Origin of the sequence: Streptomyces sp. NPDC001903, from assembly GCF_042891345.1 — a bacterium.
Classification (GTDB): Bacteria; Actinomycetota; Actinomycetes; order Streptomycetales; family Streptomycetaceae; genus Streptomyces.
On record NZ_JBIASZ010000005.1, the window covers coordinates 530212 to 546646 of the forward strand.

Annotated in this window: 15 protein-coding genes; 6 read left to right on the forward strand and 9 right to left on the reverse strand. The window is 72.8% G+C overall.

Features of this window, described 5'->3' with window-relative positions:
- Positions 1-68: 68 nt before the first annotated feature.
- Both ACFYZS_RS14980 and ACFYZS_RS14985 read left to right on the forward strand, forming a co-directional pair.
- Positions 69-1754, forward strand: coding sequence for a hypothetical protein (locus ACFYZS_RS14980; RefSeq protein ID WP_389011495.1), 1686 nt, complete (start codon positions 69-71; stop codon positions 1752-1754).
- 13 nt (positions 1755-1767) lie between these two features.
- Positions 1768-3360, forward strand: a complete 1593-nt coding sequence (locus tag ACFYZS_RS14985; RefSeq protein ID WP_389011498.1) for a DUF2142 domain-containing protein — start codon at positions 1768-1770, stop codon at positions 3358-3360.
- An 11-nt stretch (positions 3361-3371) separates the two neighbouring features.
- Here the strand turns inward: ACFYZS_RS14985 and ACFYZS_RS14990 are convergent, their stop codons facing one another.
- Positions 3372-4085: a carbon-nitrogen hydrolase family protein gene (locus ACFYZS_RS14990; RefSeq protein ID WP_389011501.1), complete on the reverse strand. Its 714-nt coding sequence runs from the start codon at positions 4083-4085 to the stop codon at positions 3372-3374.
- A gap of 121 nt (positions 4086-4206) precedes the next feature.
- On the opposite strand from ACFYZS_RS14990, the gene ACFYZS_RS14995 reads away from it, so the two are divergent.
- Positions 4207-4857, forward strand: a complete 651-nt coding sequence (locus ACFYZS_RS14995; RefSeq protein WP_389011504.1) for a hypothetical protein — start codon at positions 4207-4209, stop codon at positions 4855-4857.
- A gap of 18 nt (positions 4858-4875) precedes the next feature.
- Here ACFYZS_RS14995 and ACFYZS_RS15000 read toward each other — a convergent pair whose 3' ends face one another.
- Positions 4876-5454, reverse strand: coding sequence for a TetR/AcrR family transcriptional regulator (locus ACFYZS_RS15000; RefSeq protein ID WP_389011507.1), 579 nt, complete (start codon positions 5452-5454; stop codon positions 4876-4878).
- Positions 5455-5658: 204 nt separating this feature from the next.
- On the opposite strand from ACFYZS_RS15000, the gene ACFYZS_RS15005 reads away from it, so the two are divergent.
- On the forward strand, positions 5659-8106 hold the full coding sequence (locus ACFYZS_RS15005) for a beta-glucosidase (RefSeq protein ID WP_389011510.1): 2448 nt from the start codon (positions 5659-5661) through the stop codon (positions 8104-8106).
- An 82-nt stretch (positions 8107-8188) separates the two neighbouring features.
- Here ACFYZS_RS15005 and ACFYZS_RS15010 read toward each other — a convergent pair whose 3' ends face one another.
- Complete coding sequence (locus ACFYZS_RS15010) at positions 8189-9097, reverse strand: SGNH/GDSL hydrolase family protein (RefSeq protein ID WP_389011513.1); 909 nt, start codon at positions 9095-9097, stop codon at positions 8189-8191.
- Positions 9098-9347: 250 nt separating this feature from the next.
- Here ACFYZS_RS15010 and ACFYZS_RS15015 point away from each other — a divergent pair, with 250 nt between their 5' ends.
- Entirely contained in the window at positions 9348-9842 is a 495-nt protein-coding gene (locus ACFYZS_RS15015; RefSeq protein ID WP_030160508.1) for a DUF3145 domain-containing protein, read from the forward strand.
- 77 nt (positions 9843-9919) lie between these two features.
- Here ACFYZS_RS15015 and fabF read toward each other — a convergent pair whose 3' ends face one another.
- From fabF to ACFYZS_RS15040, 5 genes are all read right to left on the reverse strand, one after another.
- Positions 9920-11185, reverse strand: a complete 1266-nt coding sequence (gene fabF / locus ACFYZS_RS15020; RefSeq protein ID WP_389011516.1) for a beta-ketoacyl-ACP synthase II — start codon at positions 11183-11185, stop codon at positions 9920-9922.
- A gap of 79 nt (positions 11186-11264) precedes the next feature.
- Positions 11265-11513, reverse strand: coding sequence for an acyl carrier protein (locus ACFYZS_RS15025; RefSeq protein WP_030009997.1), 249 nt, complete (start codon positions 11511-11513; stop codon positions 11265-11267).
- A gap of 57 nt (positions 11514-11570) precedes the next feature.
- The gene (locus tag ACFYZS_RS15030; protein WP_389011519.1) at positions 11571-12575 is read right to left on the reverse strand and encodes a ketoacyl-ACP synthase III; all 1005 of its coding nucleotides are present in this window, start codon (positions 12573-12575) and stop codon (positions 11571-11573) included.
- Between the two features lie 19 nt (positions 12576-12594).
- Positions 12595-13512 (reverse strand): ACP S-malonyltransferase, encoded by a 918-nt coding sequence (locus ACFYZS_RS15035; protein ID WP_389011522.1) that lies wholly within the window; start codon positions 13510-13512, stop codon positions 12595-12597.
- A gap of 89 nt (positions 13513-13601) precedes the next feature.
- Complete coding sequence (locus tag ACFYZS_RS15040; RefSeq protein WP_030160498.1) at positions 13602-14807, reverse strand: CdaR family transcriptional regulator; 1206 nt, start codon at positions 14805-14807, stop codon at positions 13602-13604.
- Between the two features lie 81 nt (positions 14808-14888).
- On the opposite strand from ACFYZS_RS15040, the gene ACFYZS_RS15045 reads away from it, so the two are divergent.
- On the forward strand, positions 14889-15542 hold the full coding sequence (locus ACFYZS_RS15045; protein ID WP_389011526.1) for a pirin family protein: 654 nt from the start codon (positions 14889-14891) through the stop codon (positions 15540-15542).
- A 32-nt stretch (positions 15543-15574) separates the two neighbouring features.
- Here the strand turns inward: ACFYZS_RS15045 and ACFYZS_RS15050 are convergent, their stop codons facing one another.
- Positions 15575-16393 carry a serine hydrolase domain-containing protein gene (locus ACFYZS_RS15050; protein WP_389011677.1) on the reverse strand — a complete coding sequence of 273 codons (819 nt, stop codon included), beginning with the start codon at positions 16391-16393 and terminating at the stop codon, positions 15575-15577.
- Positions 16394-16435 lie beyond the last annotated feature (42 nt).

Below are 16435 nucleotides of genomic sequence, written 5' to 3' on the forward strand. Positions count from 1 at the left end.
GTTGCGCCGAGCACCGACCAGCAGTAGGGACTCCGTCAGTGACAGTCAGTACCGAGGGGCCGGCGGCCGTGCGCCCTGTTCCCCCGAGCGGACCGGCCGCGAACGCCCCCGGCGGCTCGAAGTCCTCGGACGCGGACCGGGCCCCGCGGCGCGCCCTGCGCTCCCGCGGCGGGCTCCTGCTGATGGAGGCCCTCGTGGCCTTCGCCGCGGCCCTGGTCCTCCCGCTGCTGGCACGCGGCTTCAAGCTCAACCCGCTCAACCGGATCGCGCAGGTCAGCGGCCTGGCCGCGATCCAGCTGCGGTTCGCCCTGATCGGGCTCCTCTTCATCGGCGCCGTGGTGCTGGCGATGCGGCTGCGCGGCGGCCGCCACTTCGACCTCGCCACGCGCCTGGCCGCCGCCGCCCTCGCCGGCCTGGCGAGCGGCTTCGTCGCGGCGGGCGCCGTCGTCGCGCTGCTGGGCACGCCGTGGCCGATGTTCGGCCTCAACGGCGACAGCGGCCGCATCGTGGAATGGGCCCACGCCGTCGCGAACGGTCAGCCCTCGGGCTCACCGGTCTACCCGCCGATGCCGCTCTACACCCTCGGCTACTACGCCGAGTGGTTCCACGGCGGCAACACCGCGTACGCGTTCAAGGACCTCCAGATCCTCGGCGCCGCCGCCTTCGGCCCGCTCGTCTACCTCGCCTGGCGGCTGCTGCTGAGTCCCGTCCGGGCGCTGGCCTTCGGTGTCGCGCCCGCCTTCGCGCTGATCGACGCGTACAAGCCCTACAGCCAGACCGTGCTGGTCCTGCTGATCCCGGTGCTGGTGGCCATGGTCGTGGCGCTGCGCCGCAGCGGCACCGAGGGCTGGCGCCCGCTGCTGCTCAAGGGCGGCGGGTTCGGCGCGGTGCTGGGCGTGCTGTTCCTCACGTACTCGGGCTGGTTCCTGTGGAGTGCGGCCGGCGTGCTGTTCGCCGCCCTGCTGTACTTCCCGTGGAAGAGCGGCCGGCTCAAGGGCGCGGCCTTCATGGGCAGCGCCCTGGCGGCGTTCCTCGTGGTGGCCGGGCGCTACCTGATGGTCATGCTGAAGGAAGGGCAGACCACCAAGGACTACAACTTCCGCTTCGACAACTTCACCGACCCCGCCTACTACCTGATGTGGCGCACGGACATGCCCGGCAAGGTGGGCGACTGGCCGCCGCCGGGGGAGTTCGGCGGGGTCGGGCTGTTCGCCCTCGTGACCTTCCTCTGCCTGGGCGCCGCGATCTGGCTGGGTCTGCGCAAGCCGCTGGTCGTCACCATCGCCGCGATGTTCATCAGCGCGTGGGTCATGCGCATGTACATCGCTTCGCACATGTACGAGACGCAGACGGTCCAGCTGTACACGCGCACCAACAACCAGCTGCTCTACTGCGGGCTGATCCTGTGCGCGCTGGTCGCGCACCTGGTCTCGCTGAAGCCGGCCGAGCGGCGCACGGCCTCCGGGGCCACCGCGCCCGCCGACGCGGAGCCGTCCGCACCCGCCGCGGTCCGGACCGGCTTCCCCGGCCGCGAGGGTGCCGTGATCGGCACCCTCTGCGCCCTCCTGCTGCTGCTCGGCACCGTGTCCTCCTCGATGTCCGACCGCTACATGCCGGCGCAGGACGGCACCTACCGGATCCTGCCCTGGGTCTCGCACACCATCCGGCAGCAGGACGGGACGTGTCCGAAGTTCGCGCCGAAGGGCGAGTGCTCCAAGGACGGCGACCAGAGCTGGCTGAGCTACATCCGATGATCAGAAGGAAGCGATGATCTCCGCACTGACGCGCCTGGCCGACTGGTCGGCCCGGACCCCGAAGCGGCTCTGGGCCATCGCCTTCGCGCTGTTCTTCACGCTCGCGGCCTCCTGGTCCGCCGCCACCCCCCTCGGCGGCTCCCCGGACGAGCACGCCCACTTCATCCGCGCGGCCGCCGTCGCCCGGGGCCAGATCGGCGGCCCCGAGGTGATGGTCCCGCACATGGTGGCGGGCATCGAGGGCAAGTTCGCCGAGACCGGGGTGCAGCTCCCCGAGTGGTACAAGCCGCTGCCCAAGCAGCACGAGTGCTACGCCTGGCACGAGGACAAGCCCGCCTCCTGTGCGCCCGCGATCGGCCACTCGGAGAAGACCGTCCAGGTCACCACCGCCGCCGGCCGCTACCACCCGGCGTACTACCTGGTGACCGGCTGGCCGAGCCTGCTGGTCGACGGCCCCAAGGGCCTGTACCTGATGCGGTTGATGTCGGCGGCGCTGTGCTCGGCCCTGCTGGCGAGCGCCGTGGTCACGGCCGCGGAGTGGCGGCGCCGGCGCTCGGTGGCGCTGCTGGGCGTCTTCACCGCGGCCACGCCGATGGCCCTCTACATGGCCGGCATGGTCAACCCCAGCGGGGGTGAGATCGCCGCCGGCATCCTCGTGTGGACCGCCCTGCTGTCGATCCTGATGTCGCCCGATCCGCGGCTGCTGAACCGGCGGCTGGCCCGGGTCGGCATCGGCGGGCTCGTGCTGATCAACATCCGCCCGCTGGGGCTGATCTGGTTCGCGGGCGCGGTCTTGTTCGGCCTGCTGCTCGCCCGGCGCGGCGTCCTGCGTTCGGTACTGCGCCGCAAGGCCCTGTGGGTGTGGACCGGGCTGCTCGGGCTGGCCATGGCCGGAGCGCTGCTCTGGGCGCGGGCGCACCCCGACAACTCGGTGATCAACACGCCCAAGACGCTGACCGCCAAGGAAGCGGCCCGGCAGACCTTCGGCAACACCGAGACGTACGTCCACCAGATGCTCGGCTACTTCGGCTGGCTGGACACCCCGGCGCCCGCCTTCACCTGGCTGGTCTGGCTGGGCGTGATCGCGGTCGTCACCGCGCTGGGGCTGGCGTACGGCCGCGGGCGCGAGGCGGTGGCCCTGGTCGGCATGCTCGTGGGGATCGTGGTGGTGCCGGTGGTGGCCCAGGCCTCCCAGGCGGAGCAGCTCGGCATGGTCTGGCAGGGCCGCTACCTGCTGCCGTTCGCCGTGGGCCTGCCGCTGATGGCGGTGCTGATCTGCGCGAGCCGCGCGCCCGAGCGAGGGTTCCCGTGGCGCCGTCTCGTCGGCTTCGGGGTCGCCGGACTGGCGCTGGCCAACGCGGCGGCGTTCTTCTGGGCGCTGCGGCGCTTCGCGGTCGGCGTCAACGGGCCGTGGGTGCCGTTCTCGGCACACTGGGCGCCGCCCGGCGGCTGGGTGCTGTGGACCGCCGTCTACACGGCGGCCGCGTTCGCCCTGGTGCTCCCGGCGCTGGTGCGGGACCGCGAGCCCGCGGTGGCGGAGGCTCCCGCGGAACGGGACGGGACCACCCGCTCCGGACGCCACTCGAAGGTCCCGGCGATCGGCTGACGTCCGGGCCCTCAGGCGCCGACCTCCGCCGTCACCACCGAGGCCGTACGGTCGTCCGCCTCGGCCAGCAGCGCGCCGCCCGGGGCCCAGACCGCGGCCCGTCCGCAGCCGGTCCACGGGCCCGCCGGGCCGACGTGGTTGGCGAGGACGACGTACAGCCCGTGCTCCTCGGCGATCCCGGGGTAGACGGTGGCCCGCTCCCGGATGCCGTCGCCCGTGCCGTACAGGGAGCTCGCCAGGTGCACCCGGCAGCCGTCGGCCGCCGCGAGGCCGGTGAGCCGCGGGAAGTGGTTGTCGTAGCAGACGCCGAGGGAGAAGCGGATCCCGCCGAGCGAGAAGCGCCCCGGGCTCTCTCCGGCCGCGAACACGCCCTGCTCGTGCCCGTACAGGTGCTGCTTGGCGTACGTCGTCACGTGCCTGCCGTCCGCCCCGTAGACCAGGGTCGCGAGGGCGGGCAGCGGACCGGCGGTGCGCAGCGCGGCGTTGACCGCGACGGCGATGCCGGTGGAGCGCAGCGGGTCCAGCCGGGGGTCTTCGGCGTCCGCCAGCCACAGCCCGGGGTCGGCGGCCAGGGCCTCCAACTCGTAGCCGGTGAGGGTGAGCTCGGGGAACACGACGAGTTCGGCGCCCTGCTCCCGGGCCTCGGCGGCGAGGGCGACGCCCCGCTCGGTGTTGGCGGACATGTCGGCCGGGACGCAGGTGAGCTGCGCTGCTGCGATCTTCACGCGCCCAGCATGCCAGCCGGGTCCCGAACACCCGGGGCCGGTACGGGGGTCGACGTGGCGGGGCGGTCGGGCGATGCTGTAACGGTCCGTGCGTTCACCGGAGTTGACGGAGGAACCGCCGATGCCCGACTGGATCGACCCGGTCCTCGCCGGCGCCTTCCTGGTCGTGTCGTACCGTCTGGTCCGCACGAGCGGGGCCGGGCTGCGGGTGGCCGTGCTCCTCATGGCCCTCCTGAACGCGGGCGTGCTGTGGCTTCTCGCGGCCACCGGGCCGGCCTGGGCCGTGGCCGCCGTCGCCCTCGTGTCCCTGGTGGCCGCGGTCCACAGCCTGCTGGCGGCGGTGCGGACCCTGGCCGCCCGCATCCAGCGGGTCGACACCGAAGGCCTCCGGGGCCTGATCCGGCAGGCGGCGGACGCCGCGGGCCCCCAAGTCGTGGGCGTCTGCGTGATGTTCAGCGGCGCGCTCGCCCTGACGGCCTTCGCCGACGATGCCCACCCCGAGGGCCGACAGTTCCACCTCATGCCCGGCGCGGACTGTCCGTTCTGCCTGGTGGAGGAGCAGATCCGGGATTTCCTCGGCCCGGCGGACCCGCTGCTCGCCGAGTACCGCACCCATCTGAAGCAGGGCAGCAGCCGCCATCTCCTGGTCAAGCGGCGCTCGGAGCGCGATCCCTGGACGGGACGCCTGCGCGACCGGGTCTACTACCGGGCCCCCGGTCCGGCCCGGCGCCCGCCCTGCGCCGTCCACGACCCGCTGCTGGGCCGCCCGTAGGACGGTGCGGACAACCCCCTACGCCCCTTCCGGCCCGCGCAGCAGGGTCAGGAAGGAGCGGAAGGCGGCCGGCATGTCCACCGACTCCGGGGCGAGCAGCCACTGGTACTGGAGCCCGTCCATGACCGCGGTCAGCAGCGGGGCCGCCTCCTCCGGGGTGAGGCCCGAGGGCAGCCGGTCGCCGAACTCGGCGCGCAGCACCGCCGCCATCTCGGAGCGCACCTGCGCGTAGCGCTCGGTGAAGAACTCCCGGGCCGGATGCCCGTCGGTGACGCTCTCGCCCAGCAGCGCCGAGAAGGTCTGCACGATGCCGGGGCGCATGGCGTTGTACTCCACCAGCGAGGCCAGCAGGTCCAGGCGCCAGGTGCCGGCCGAGGCGCGCGAGCCGCCGCCGGTGTCCCACCGGTCGCGCTCCTCCAGCACCGCGACCAGCAGCGCCTCCTTGGTCGGGAAGTAGTGCAGCAGCCCCTGCTGGGTCAGGCCGACGCGCTCGGCCACCGAGCCCAGCGACGCACCGCGGTAGCCGCGCTCCGCGATCACCTCGACCGCCGCGCGGACGATGTCGCCGCGCCGCTCCTCGCTCCTCGCCCTGGCCATCGCCCCGGCACCTCTTCCGCTCACGCCGCGCCCCGCCGCGGCGGCGGGACCGTACGTACGTTATCGGAACATCACGAACACATTACGAACCCTACCGCTCTACCGGTATCAGGTCCACGATGGGGGACACCCGGCGGCAACCGCACCGCACCCCGCCGCAGGCACCCGCACGCACCCGCACGCACTCAACGAGGAGGCACGGCCGTGACCGATGCCGATCAGGTCCGCCACGACGCCGTAGAGGCGGCGCTCGGCAAGCTGGACCTCGACACCAAGGCCCGCCTGCTGCCCGGCCAGGACATGTGGTCCCTGCCCGCCGTCCCCGAGATCGGGCTGAAGTCCCTGGTCATGTCCGACGGCCCCATCGGGGTCCGCGGCGTGCGCTGGACCGCCGACGACCCGTCCATCGCCCTGCCCTCCCCGACGGCGCTCGCCGCCGCCTGGGATCCCGCGCTCGCCCGCCGCGCCGGCCGCCTCCTCGCGCAGGAGGCCCGCCGCAAGGGCGTCCACGTCCTCCTCGCCCCGACCGTCAACCTGCACCGCTCCCCGCTCGGCGGCCGGCACTTCGAGTGCTACTCCGAGGACCCGTACCTCACCGGCGCCATCGGCGCCGGCTACGTGAACGGCGTCCAGGACGGCGGCGTCGGCACCACCGTCAAGCACTTCGTCGGCAACGACGCCGAGACCGAACGCTTCACCGTCGACAGCGTCATCGCCCCGCGGCCGCTGCGCGAGCTGTACCTGGCGCCCTTCGAGGCCATCGTCGCGAACGCCCACCCCTGGGGCATCATGACGGCGTACAACCAGGTCAACGGCAGCACGATGACCGAGAACCAGTACCTCGTGAACGAAGTCCTGCGCGGCGAATGGGGCTTCGACGGGTACAACGTCTCCGACTGGATGGCCGCGCGCTCCACCGTCGGCGACATCCTCGGCGGCCTCGACGTGGCCATGCCCGGACCGCAGACCGTCTACGGGCCCGCCCTGGCCGAGGCCGTACGGGCCGGCGAGGTCCCCGAATCCACCGTGGACGAGGCCGTGCGCAACGTCCTGCGCCTGGCCGCCCGCGTCGGGATCCTGGAGGGCGCCCCGGCCGTCGTGGAGGCCGCGCCGGCCCCGATCGACGGCCAGGCGCTGGCCCGCGAGCTCGCCGCCCGCGGCTTCGTCCTCGTACGCAACGAGAACGGGGCCCTCCCGCTGGACGCGTCCGTCGGCCGCACCGTCGCCCTGCTCGGCGCCGCCGCCCGTGACGCCCGCGTCCTCGGCGGCGGCTCGGCCACCGTCTTCCCCGAGCGGATCGTCTCCCCGTTGGACGGGCTGGGCGCCGCCCTCCCGGACGGGGCCCTGACCTTCGCCGTCGGCGCCGACCCCTCCGACGAACTCACCCCCGCCGACAAGGGCTTCGAGCTGCGAGCGATCTGCCGCGACGCCTCCGGCGCCGTCCTCGGCGAGGGCAGCCTGCCGACCGGCCAGGTCCAGTGGATCGGCGACGACCTGCCCGCGGGCGCCTCGTACGAGACCATGGCGAGCATCGAGGTCACCGGGACGTTCGTGCCGCGCGAGAGCGGGGAGCACGCCTTCGGCACCCGCGGGCTCGGCGCCTTCGCCCTCGCCGTCGGCGGCGAGACCCTCTGGGACGGCGTCCAGCCGATGGGCAACGAGGCCGACCCGTTCGAGGCCTTCTTCGGCGCCCCCAGCGAACGCGGCCGCGTCACCCTCACCGAGGGGGAGGCCGTCGAGGTCTCGCTGACCTTCCAGGTCCCCGACACGAGCACCCTGCCGCTCAGGGCGATCATGTTCTCGCTGCTCCACCTCGGCCCGCGGCGCGACGCCGACGAGCTGATCGCCGAGGCCGTGGAAGCCGCCCGCGCCGCCGACACCGCCATCGTGGTCGTCGCCACCACCGAGCGCGTGGAGTCCGAGGGCTTCGACCGGAGCGACCTGTGCCTGCCGGGCCGCCAGGACGACCTCGTGCGCGCCGTCGCCGCCGCCAACCCGAACACCGTGGTCGTCGTCAACGCCGGCTCCCCGGTCGAGCTGCCGTGGCGGGACGAGGTGGCCGCCGTCCTGCTGACCTGGTTCCCCGGGCAGGAGGGCGGGGCCGCGCTGGCCGACGTACTCCTCGGGCTCGCCGAGCCGGGCGGGCGGCTGCCCACCACCTGGCCCGCACGGTTCGCGGACGCGCCGGTCACCGAGGTGATCCCCACCGAGGGGCGCTTGGAGTACACCGAGGGCCTCTTCATCGGGTACCGGGCGTACGAGCGGCAGGGCATCGCGCCCGCCTTCCCCTTCGGGCACGGCCTCGGCTACACCGACTGGGCGTACGAGTCGCTGGAGGTCACCGGCACCACGGCCCGGGTCCGCGTCACCAACACCGGCGGCCGGCCCGGCCGCGAGGTCGTCCAGGTCTACCTCGCCCCCGCCGCCGCGCCGTCCGGCGCCGCGGAGCGCCCGGCGAGCTGGCTGGCCGCCTTCGCGGGCGTCGAGGCGGGCCCCGGTGAGAGCGTCGAGGCCGAGATCGCCCTGCCCGCCCGGGCCTTCGAGGTCTGGGACGAGCCGGCCGGTCGCTGGCAGCGGATCGGTGGCACGTACGAGGTCCGCGCGAGCCACGCCCACGGCGACACGCGCCTGACGGCGACCCTGGAGATCTAGGACCTCCGAGGTGGCCTGAAAACACCCATGAACCGGACCGGGGGCGGGCCCTGACACCCGCCCCCGGTCCCCATGTCCCCAGTCAGCGCGGCGGCTCGGCCGCCGTCACCTGGCGGTGCGCCAGCTCCGCGAGCCGGGCCTGTCCGTCCTTGCCGGGGTGGAACCAGTCCCAGCGGCTCAACTGGTCCGCGGCGAACGGGTACTGGAACACCGCGCCGCCGTCGTAGCGGCACAGCGCGTCCTTCGCGCAGACCTCGCGCAGCGCCTCGTTGTACTCCACCACCCGCGCCCGCACCTGCTCGCGCCGGGCCGTCGCACCGGCGGCCGCCGACAGCGGGTCCGCCAGCATCGACTGACAGATCCCCAGCTTCCAGATCTGCCGCACCATCGGCGTGTCCTTGCCCTGCTCCCACAGCCGCTGCAGGTCCGGCACGCTGGAGACGTACACCTGGGAGGCGGGGGAGGCCGCGCGCAGACCGGCGAGGGCCTTCTCGAAGCCGGCCCGGAACTCCGCCACCGGAGTCATCGACGAAGCCGTGGGGCGGCAGGCGTCGTTCGAGCCCACCATCACCGTGACCAGGTCGGGCTTGTGTTCCGCGGCCGAGGCCAGCTGCCCCGCCAGGTCCGCCATCCGGGAGCCCGTCACCGCGTGGTTCCAGCTGCGCGCCGGCACCTGCGCCTCGCCGAGCAGGCGGGCGGCGAGCGAGTGGACGGCCGGGTCGTTCCCGGTGGCCCAGGAGACCTCGGGGCAGTCCGCCAGCACCGAACAGGCGTCGAAACCGCGGGTGATGGAGTCGCCGACGGCGGCGATCGACGAGGGCGCGGTGTTCCAGCGCGGCCCGGCCTGCGCCCCGCGCTCACCCTGCGTATCCGACCCGCCCGACTGACACCCGGTCAGCAACCCGGCCAGGAGGGCCGCCGCCGCGCCCGCGCCCGCGAGGGTCCGGCGCCGGGACGTGCGCGCACGCAGTCGCGTGGCGGTGGTGCGCATCGGATGGTTCCCCTCCTCGTCGCCCCACGTCCTCCGGGGGCGTCCTGCTGAGTGAATGCTCGGTGTTCGGCGGCCTCGGACCGACCGTACGTCACACCATGACCCCTGGCGCACGGTAGCTTTTTCCCGTGGCGTTTCGGCCGCAGGTCCCGTTGCGCATTGTCAAATAATTTCCGTTACATTACATCACGTCACATACTGTCCGTTTTCTGGAGTTTATTCCCGACCTCGTCCCACACTGGAGGTCCCGGTGACGACACGTGGAGTTCTGTACGTGCATTCCGCTCCGCGCGCGCTCTGCCCGCACGTGGAATGGGCCGTTGCGGGCGTGCTCGGGGTGCGGGTGAACCTCGACTGGATCAGGCAGCCCGCCTCGCCCGGCACCTGGAGAGCCGAGTTCTCGTGGCAGGCCGAAGCGGGCACGGCGTCCAAGCTCGCCTCCGCACTGCGCGGCTGGCACCTGCTGCGCTTCGAGGTGACCGCGGAACCCTGCCCCACCGCCGAGGGCGAGCGCTACAGCTCCACCCCGGAGCTCGGCATCTTCCACGCCGTCACCGGCATGCACGGCGACATCCTGATCCCCGAGGACCGGCTGCGCGCCGCCCTCGCCCGGTCCGCCCGCGGCGAGACCGACCTGGAGGCGGAGATCGCCAAACTGCTCGGCAAGCCCTGGGACGACGAGCTGGAGCCCTTCCGCTACGCGGGCGAGGGCGCCCCGGTCCGCTGGCTCCACCAGGTCGTCTGAGTCCCGGGCCGGGACATGCCGAAGGGGCCCGCCCGGCGAGTGCCGGGCGGGCCCCTTCGTACGTACTGTCCCGCCGACTAGACGGTCCGGAAGGCCAGCGTCACGTTGTGGCCGCCGAAGCCGAACGAGTTGTTGATCGCGGAGATCGGGCCCTCGGCCGGCAGCTTGCGCGGCTCGTCGACGACGATGTCCGCGTCGATGTCCTCGTCGAGCTCGTCGACGTTGATGGTCGCCGGGGCGATCCGGTGGTACAGCGCGAGCACGGTCGCGACGGTCTCGATACCGCCGGCGCCGCCCAGCAGGTGGCCGGTCATCGACTTGGTCGCGGAGATCGCGATGTGGTCGAGGTCGTCGCCCAGGACCTTGCGCAGGGCCTTCAGCTCGGCCGTGTCACCCTGCGGGGTCGACGTGGCGTGCGCGTTCAGGTGGACCAGCTCGGCCGGGTCCAGACCCGTGTTGTCCAGCAGGTTCTGCACCGCGGCCGCGACACCGCGGCCGGTCGGCTCCGGCTGCGCGATGTGGTGGCTGTCCGCGGACAGGCCCTGGCCCAGCACCTCGCAGTAGACCCGGGCGCCGCGCGCGGCGGCGTGCTCGGCGGACTCCAGGATGACGACGCCCGCGCCCTCGCCGAGGACGAAGCCGTCACGGGCCTTGTCGTACGGGCGGGAGGCCTGCTGCGGGTTCTCGTTGTTCTTGGACATCGCCATCATGTTGGCGAAAGCGGCGATCGGCAGCGGGTGGATCGCCGCCTCGGTGCCGCCCGCGACGACCACGTCGGCGCGGCCGGTACGGATCATCTCGACGGCGTAGCCGATGGCCTCGGCACCCGAGGCGCACGCGCTGACCGGGGTGTGCACGCCCGCCTGGGCGTTGACCTCCAGGCCGACGTTGGCCGAGGGGCCGTTCGGCATGAGCATGGGGACGGTGTGCGGGGAGACCCGGCGCACGCCCTTTTCCTTCAGTACGTCGTACTGGTCGAGCAGGGTGGTGACGCCGCCGATGCCGGAGGCGATCACGGTGCCCAGGCGTTCGGGCAGGATGGCGGCGTCCTCGCCCGCCGGGGCGGTGTAGCCGGCGTCGGCCCACGCCTCACGGGCGGCGATGACGGCGAACTGGGCCGAGCGGTCCAGCTTGCGGGCCAGCGGGCGCGGCAGGACCTCACTCGGGTCCACGGCGGCCGGGGCGGCGATACGAACCGGGAGTTCGGCGAAGCGCTCGCCCTCGAGGGGCTTGACGCCGGAACGACCGGCGAGCAGACCTTCCCAGGTCGAAGCGCTGTCGCCACCCAGCGGAGTGGTTGCGCCGATACCGGTGACGACCACGGTGCGATTGGTCGGGCTCACAGGAATTCTTTCTCCACGTCTCAGAGGGTGCTGAATTGTCACGGCGCCACCGCCGGGTGGCGACAAACGCTCGTCAGGCTCAGGCCTGGTGCTTCAGGATGTAGTCCGCGGCGTCGCCGACCGTCTTGAGGTTCTTGACGTCCTCGTCCGGGATCTTGACGTCGAAGCGCTCTTCGGCGGCGACGACGACCTCGACCATGGAGAGCGAGTCGACGTCGAGGTCGTCCGTGAAGGACTTCTCGATCGCGACGTCCTCGGTGGGGATACCGGCGATCTCGTTGACGATCTCCGCGAGACCCTCGACGATCTCTTCCTGCGTGGCGGCCATGTGGCGCTCCTTCTCTAGCTAACTGGGTGAAACGGGGCGGGATGTGGATCCCGGGCCCTAGGGGAGGGTAACGACCGTCGCGGCGTAGACGAGCCCCGCCCCGAAGCCGATGACGAGCGCGGTGTCGCCGCTCTTCGCAGCTCCGGTCGCCAGGAGCCGCTCCATGGCGAGCGGGATCGAGGCGGCCGACGTGTTGCCGGTGGTCTCCACGTCACGGGCGACCGTGACGTGCTCCGGCAGCTTCAGAGTCTTCACCATCGAGTCGATGATCCGCATGTTTGCCTGGTGCGGGATGAAGACGTCCAGGTCCTCCGCGGTGATCCCGGCCGCGTCGAGCGCCTGCTGGGCCACCTTCGCCATCTCGAAGACGGCCCAGCGGAAGACCGCCTGACCCTCCTGCGTGATGGCCGGAAACTTCTGCTCGCTGTCCGTGCTGCGGTACTCGTCCCACGGCACGGTCTGCTTGATCGTCTCGGACTTGTCGCCCTCGGAACCCCACACCGTGGGGCCTATGGCCGGCTCGTCCGAGGGGCCGACGACCACGGCGCCGGCGCCGTCGCCGAACAGGAAGGCCGTCGCGCGGTCCTCCAGGTCGGTCAGGTCCGACAGCCGCTCCACGCCGATGACGAGGACGTACCGGGCCGATCCCTCGATGACGAGGCCCTTGGCCAGCGTCAGGCCGTAGCCGAAGCCGGCGCAGCCCGCGGAGATGTCGAACGCGGCGGGCTTGACCGCGCCGATCCGGTGCGCGATCTCCGTCGCGACGGCCGGGGTCTGCTTGAAGTGCGAGACCGTGGAGACGATCACTGCGCCGATCTGCTCGGGCGAGATGCCGGCATCGGCCAGCGCCTTGCCGGAGGCCTCCACCGACATCGCGGCGACGGTCTCCTGGGGCGAGGCCCAGTGCCGGGTCGCGATGCCGGAGCGGGAGCGGATCCACTCGTCCGACGAGTCGATCGTCTCCAGGATGACCTCGTTGGAGACCACGCGGGTCGGGCGGTAGCCGCCGACGCCGAGGATGCGGGCGTACGGGGAGCCCTTGGCAGGCTTGATCTTCGACATGCTGTGTGGGCTCCTTCTCTCAGGCCGCGTGCTCGGCGATGAGCGCGGCGGCCTTTTCGAGATCGTCCGGGGTCTTCAGGGCCACGGCCGGCACGCCCTTGAGCGCGCGCTTGGCCAGACCCGTCAGAGTGCCACCCGGGCTGAGCTCGATGATCCCGGTGACGCCCAGCTCGCCGAACGTCTCCATGCACAGGTCCCAGCGGACCGGGTTCGCGACCTGGCCGACCAGGCGGGCGACGACGTCGGCGCCCGAGGTGACGACGAGGCCGTCCTTGTTCGAGACGTACTTCAGCTTCGGGTCGGCGGGGGCGAGGGCCTGCGCGGCCTTCTCCAGCTCGGCGACCGCGGGAGCCATGTGGTGCGTGTGGAAGGCGCCCGCGACCTTGAGGGCGACGACCTTCATGGAGCCCTCGGGCTTCTCGGCCACCAGGGCCTCGATCTGCTCCATCGTTCCTGCGGCGACGATCTGGCCCGCGCCGTTGATGTTCGCCGGGGTCAGACCCAGCTTCTCCAGGTGCGCGACGACGACCGCCTGGTCGCCCCCGAGCACCGCGGCCATGCCCGTCTCGGTGACGGCGGCGGCCTCGGCCATCGCCAGACCGCGGGTCCGTACGAACGACAGCGCGTCCGCGTCGGTCAGCACACCGGCGTACGCGGCGGCGGTGATCTCGCCGACGCTGTGGCCCGCGACGGCGCCGAAGGCCGTCGAAGAGCCCAGGGCCGAAGCGGACAGGAGACCGGCGGCCACCAGCAGCGGCTGCGCCACCGCCGTGTCGCGGATCTCGTCCGCGTCCGCCTTCGTGCCGTAGTGGGCAAGGTCGAGCCCGATGGCGTCCGACCAGGCGGCGACGCGGTCAGCGGCACCGGGGAGGTCGAGCCAGGGAGTCAGGAAGCCGGGCGTCTGTGCGCCTTGGCCGGGAGCGACGAGTACGAGCACCCTCACACTCTCTCTTGTGGACGGTCCCCGCCGCCCGTGGGGACAGGGACGAAGAACCGTCGGGGTAATTGTTGATGTCCGACAAAAGTCTAGGACTGCTGATCGCCGTCGGCCAGACGCCCGAGGATCAAGGCGATCCGCAGCGTGAACGCGGATCGGACATCCGAGGGTGACCAGCCGGTGACGTCGGTCACACGTCGCAGCCGGTAGCGCACCGTGTTCGGGTGTACGAACAGCATCCGCGCCGCGCCCTCCAGGCTGCTCGCCTGCTCCAGATACACACTCAGCGTCTCCAGCAACGCGGAGCCCGCCTCTTCCAGCGGTCTGTAGATCTCCTCCACCAACTGCTCCCGGGCGGAGGGATCCGACGCGATCGCGCGCTCGGGCAGGAGATCGTCCGCCAGCACCGGCCGCGGGGCGTCCTGCCAGGCCGTACAGGCCTTCAGCCCGGCTGCCGCGGCCTGCGCCGACTTGGTCGCGTTCAGCAGATCCGGAACCACCGGACCGGCCACCACCGGGCCCGCCGCGAACGGTCCGATCAGGGACTTCGCCACCTGGATCGGGTTGTCGCTGCCGCCCGCGATCACCACGAGGCGGTCCCCGAGCACGCCCGTCAGGACCTGGAGCTTGTGGTGGCGGGCCGCGCGCCGGATCGCCTCGACCGTCAGCTCGCTGTCGCCCTCCGGCGCGGTGCCCAGCACCACGCACACGTGCTCGGGCGAATTCCAGCCAAGTGCGGCGGCCCGCGACAGCGCGCCCTCGTCCGCCTCGCCGGACAGCACCGCGTTCACGACGAGGGACTCCAGCCGGGCGTCCCACGCCCCGCGCGCCTCGGCGGCCTGCGCGTACACCTGGGCCGTCGCGAACGCGATCTCCCGGGCGTACACCAGCAGCGCCTCGCGCAGGATCGACTCGTCGCCCGGGGCCGCGACCTCCTCGATCGCGGTCTCCATGACCTCGATCGTCGTCCGGACCATCTCCACGGTCTGGCGCAGGGTGATCGCCCGGGTCAGCTCGCGCGGAGCCGTCCCGAAGACGTCCGTCGAGATCGCCTGCGGAGTCTCGGGGTGCCGGAACCACTCGGTGAACGCGGCGATGCCGGCCTGCGCGACCAGGCCGATCCAGGACCGGTTCTCCGGGGGCATCGCCCGGTACCACGGCAGGGTCTCGTCCATGCGCGCGATCGCGTTCGCGGCGAGCCGGCCGGAGGACTTCTCCAGTCGGCGCAGCGTCGCGGCGTGCGGATGGGCGGGAGCGGGATGCGCGGGGGAATGCTCACGTTCGGGTTGGGGCACGGGACAAGACTGCCTTATCGGGGCGGCGGCGCGGAGTCCGGTCCCGTGGCGCCCCGCCACCGGGGGGCTACGGTGACTTCCATGATTGACGTACGCCGCGGGGCCGACCGGTACGCAGGCGGGGATCCGGACGCCGGGATCACCACCGCGCACGCCTTCTCCTTCGGCCGGCACTACGACCCGGACAACCTGCGCTTCGGCCCGGTCCTGGCCTGCAACGAGGAGCGGCTGGCCGCGGGCGCCGGCTTCGACGAGCACCCGCACGGCAACACCGAGATCGTGACCTGGGTCGTCGAGGGCGAGCTCACGCACAAGGGCAGCACGGGCGAGAGCACCGTGGTCCGGCCCGGGGACGTGCAGCACCTGTCCGCCGGGTCCGGCGCCCGGCACATCGAACGCAACGACGGCGCGGTGCCGCTGCGCTTCGTCCAGACGTGGCTCGCGCCGCTGGCCGGGGGCGGGGAGCCCTCGTACACGCTGGTCCGGCAGATCGCCGAAGGCACCCCGTACGAGATCCCCGCGGCCGGCGCCGTCCTGCACGTCCGCCGGCCCGGCGCGGGCGAGCGCGTCGCCGTACCGGCGGCGGAGCGGATCTACCTGCACGTGGTGCGCGGGGACCTGCGCCTGGACGGGGAGGAGCTCGGTCCCGGGGACGCGGCGCGGATCACCGGCGAACAGGGCCTGGAGATCGTCGCCGGATCCCCGGGCGAGCTGCTGATCTGGGAGCTGCCCTGACGGATCGGCGGCCGGCGGTCAGCGATCAGCGGTCAGCGGCCGGCGAGCTCGGCGAGGACCGCGTCGGTGAACGGGGGCCAGGCCTCCACGGCCCACGGGCCGAAGGCGCGGTCGGCCAGCGCCACGCACGCGGCGCGGGCGTCCGGGTCCACCCACAGGAAGGTGCCGGCCTGCCCGAAGTGGCCGAAGGTGCGCGGCGAGGACGAGGCGCCCGTCCAGTGCGGGGACTTCCCGTCGCGGATCTCCAGGCCGAGCCCCCAGTCGTTGGGGGACTGGATCCCGTACCCCGGGAGCACCCCCTTGAGCCCCGGGTGGACCACGGACGTGGCCTCCGCGACCGTACGCACGTCCAGCAGCCGCGGCGCCTGGAGCTCGGCGGCGAAGCGGACGAGGTCGGAGACCGTCGAGACCCCGTCCTTGGCGGGCGAGCCCTCCAGCGTGGTCGACGCCATGCCGAGCGGCTCGAACACCGCCTGGTGCAGGTACTCCGCGAACGGGATGCCCGTGGCCTTGGTGATGTGGTCGCCCAGCACCTCGAAACCGGCGTTCGAGTACAGCCGGCGCGTTCCGGGCGCGGCCATCGCGCGGTGCTCGTCGAAGGCCAGCCCGCTGGTGTGCGCGAGCAGGTGACGGACCGTCGAGCCCTCGGGCCCGGCCGGCTCGTCCAGCTCGATGGCCCCTTCCTCGTACGCCACGAGCGCGGCGTACGCGGCGAGGGGCTTGGTCACCGAGGCCAGCGCGAAGCGGTGGTCCAGCGGGCCGTGGGAGCCGGCCAGGCTCCCGTCGGCGCGCACCACGGCCGCCGCGGCGGTCGGCACCGGCCAGTTTTCGATGGTCCGCAGGCTCTGCAGGGTCTCCACGCTCTCCATGCGGCCGAGCCTACTTGCTTGGAG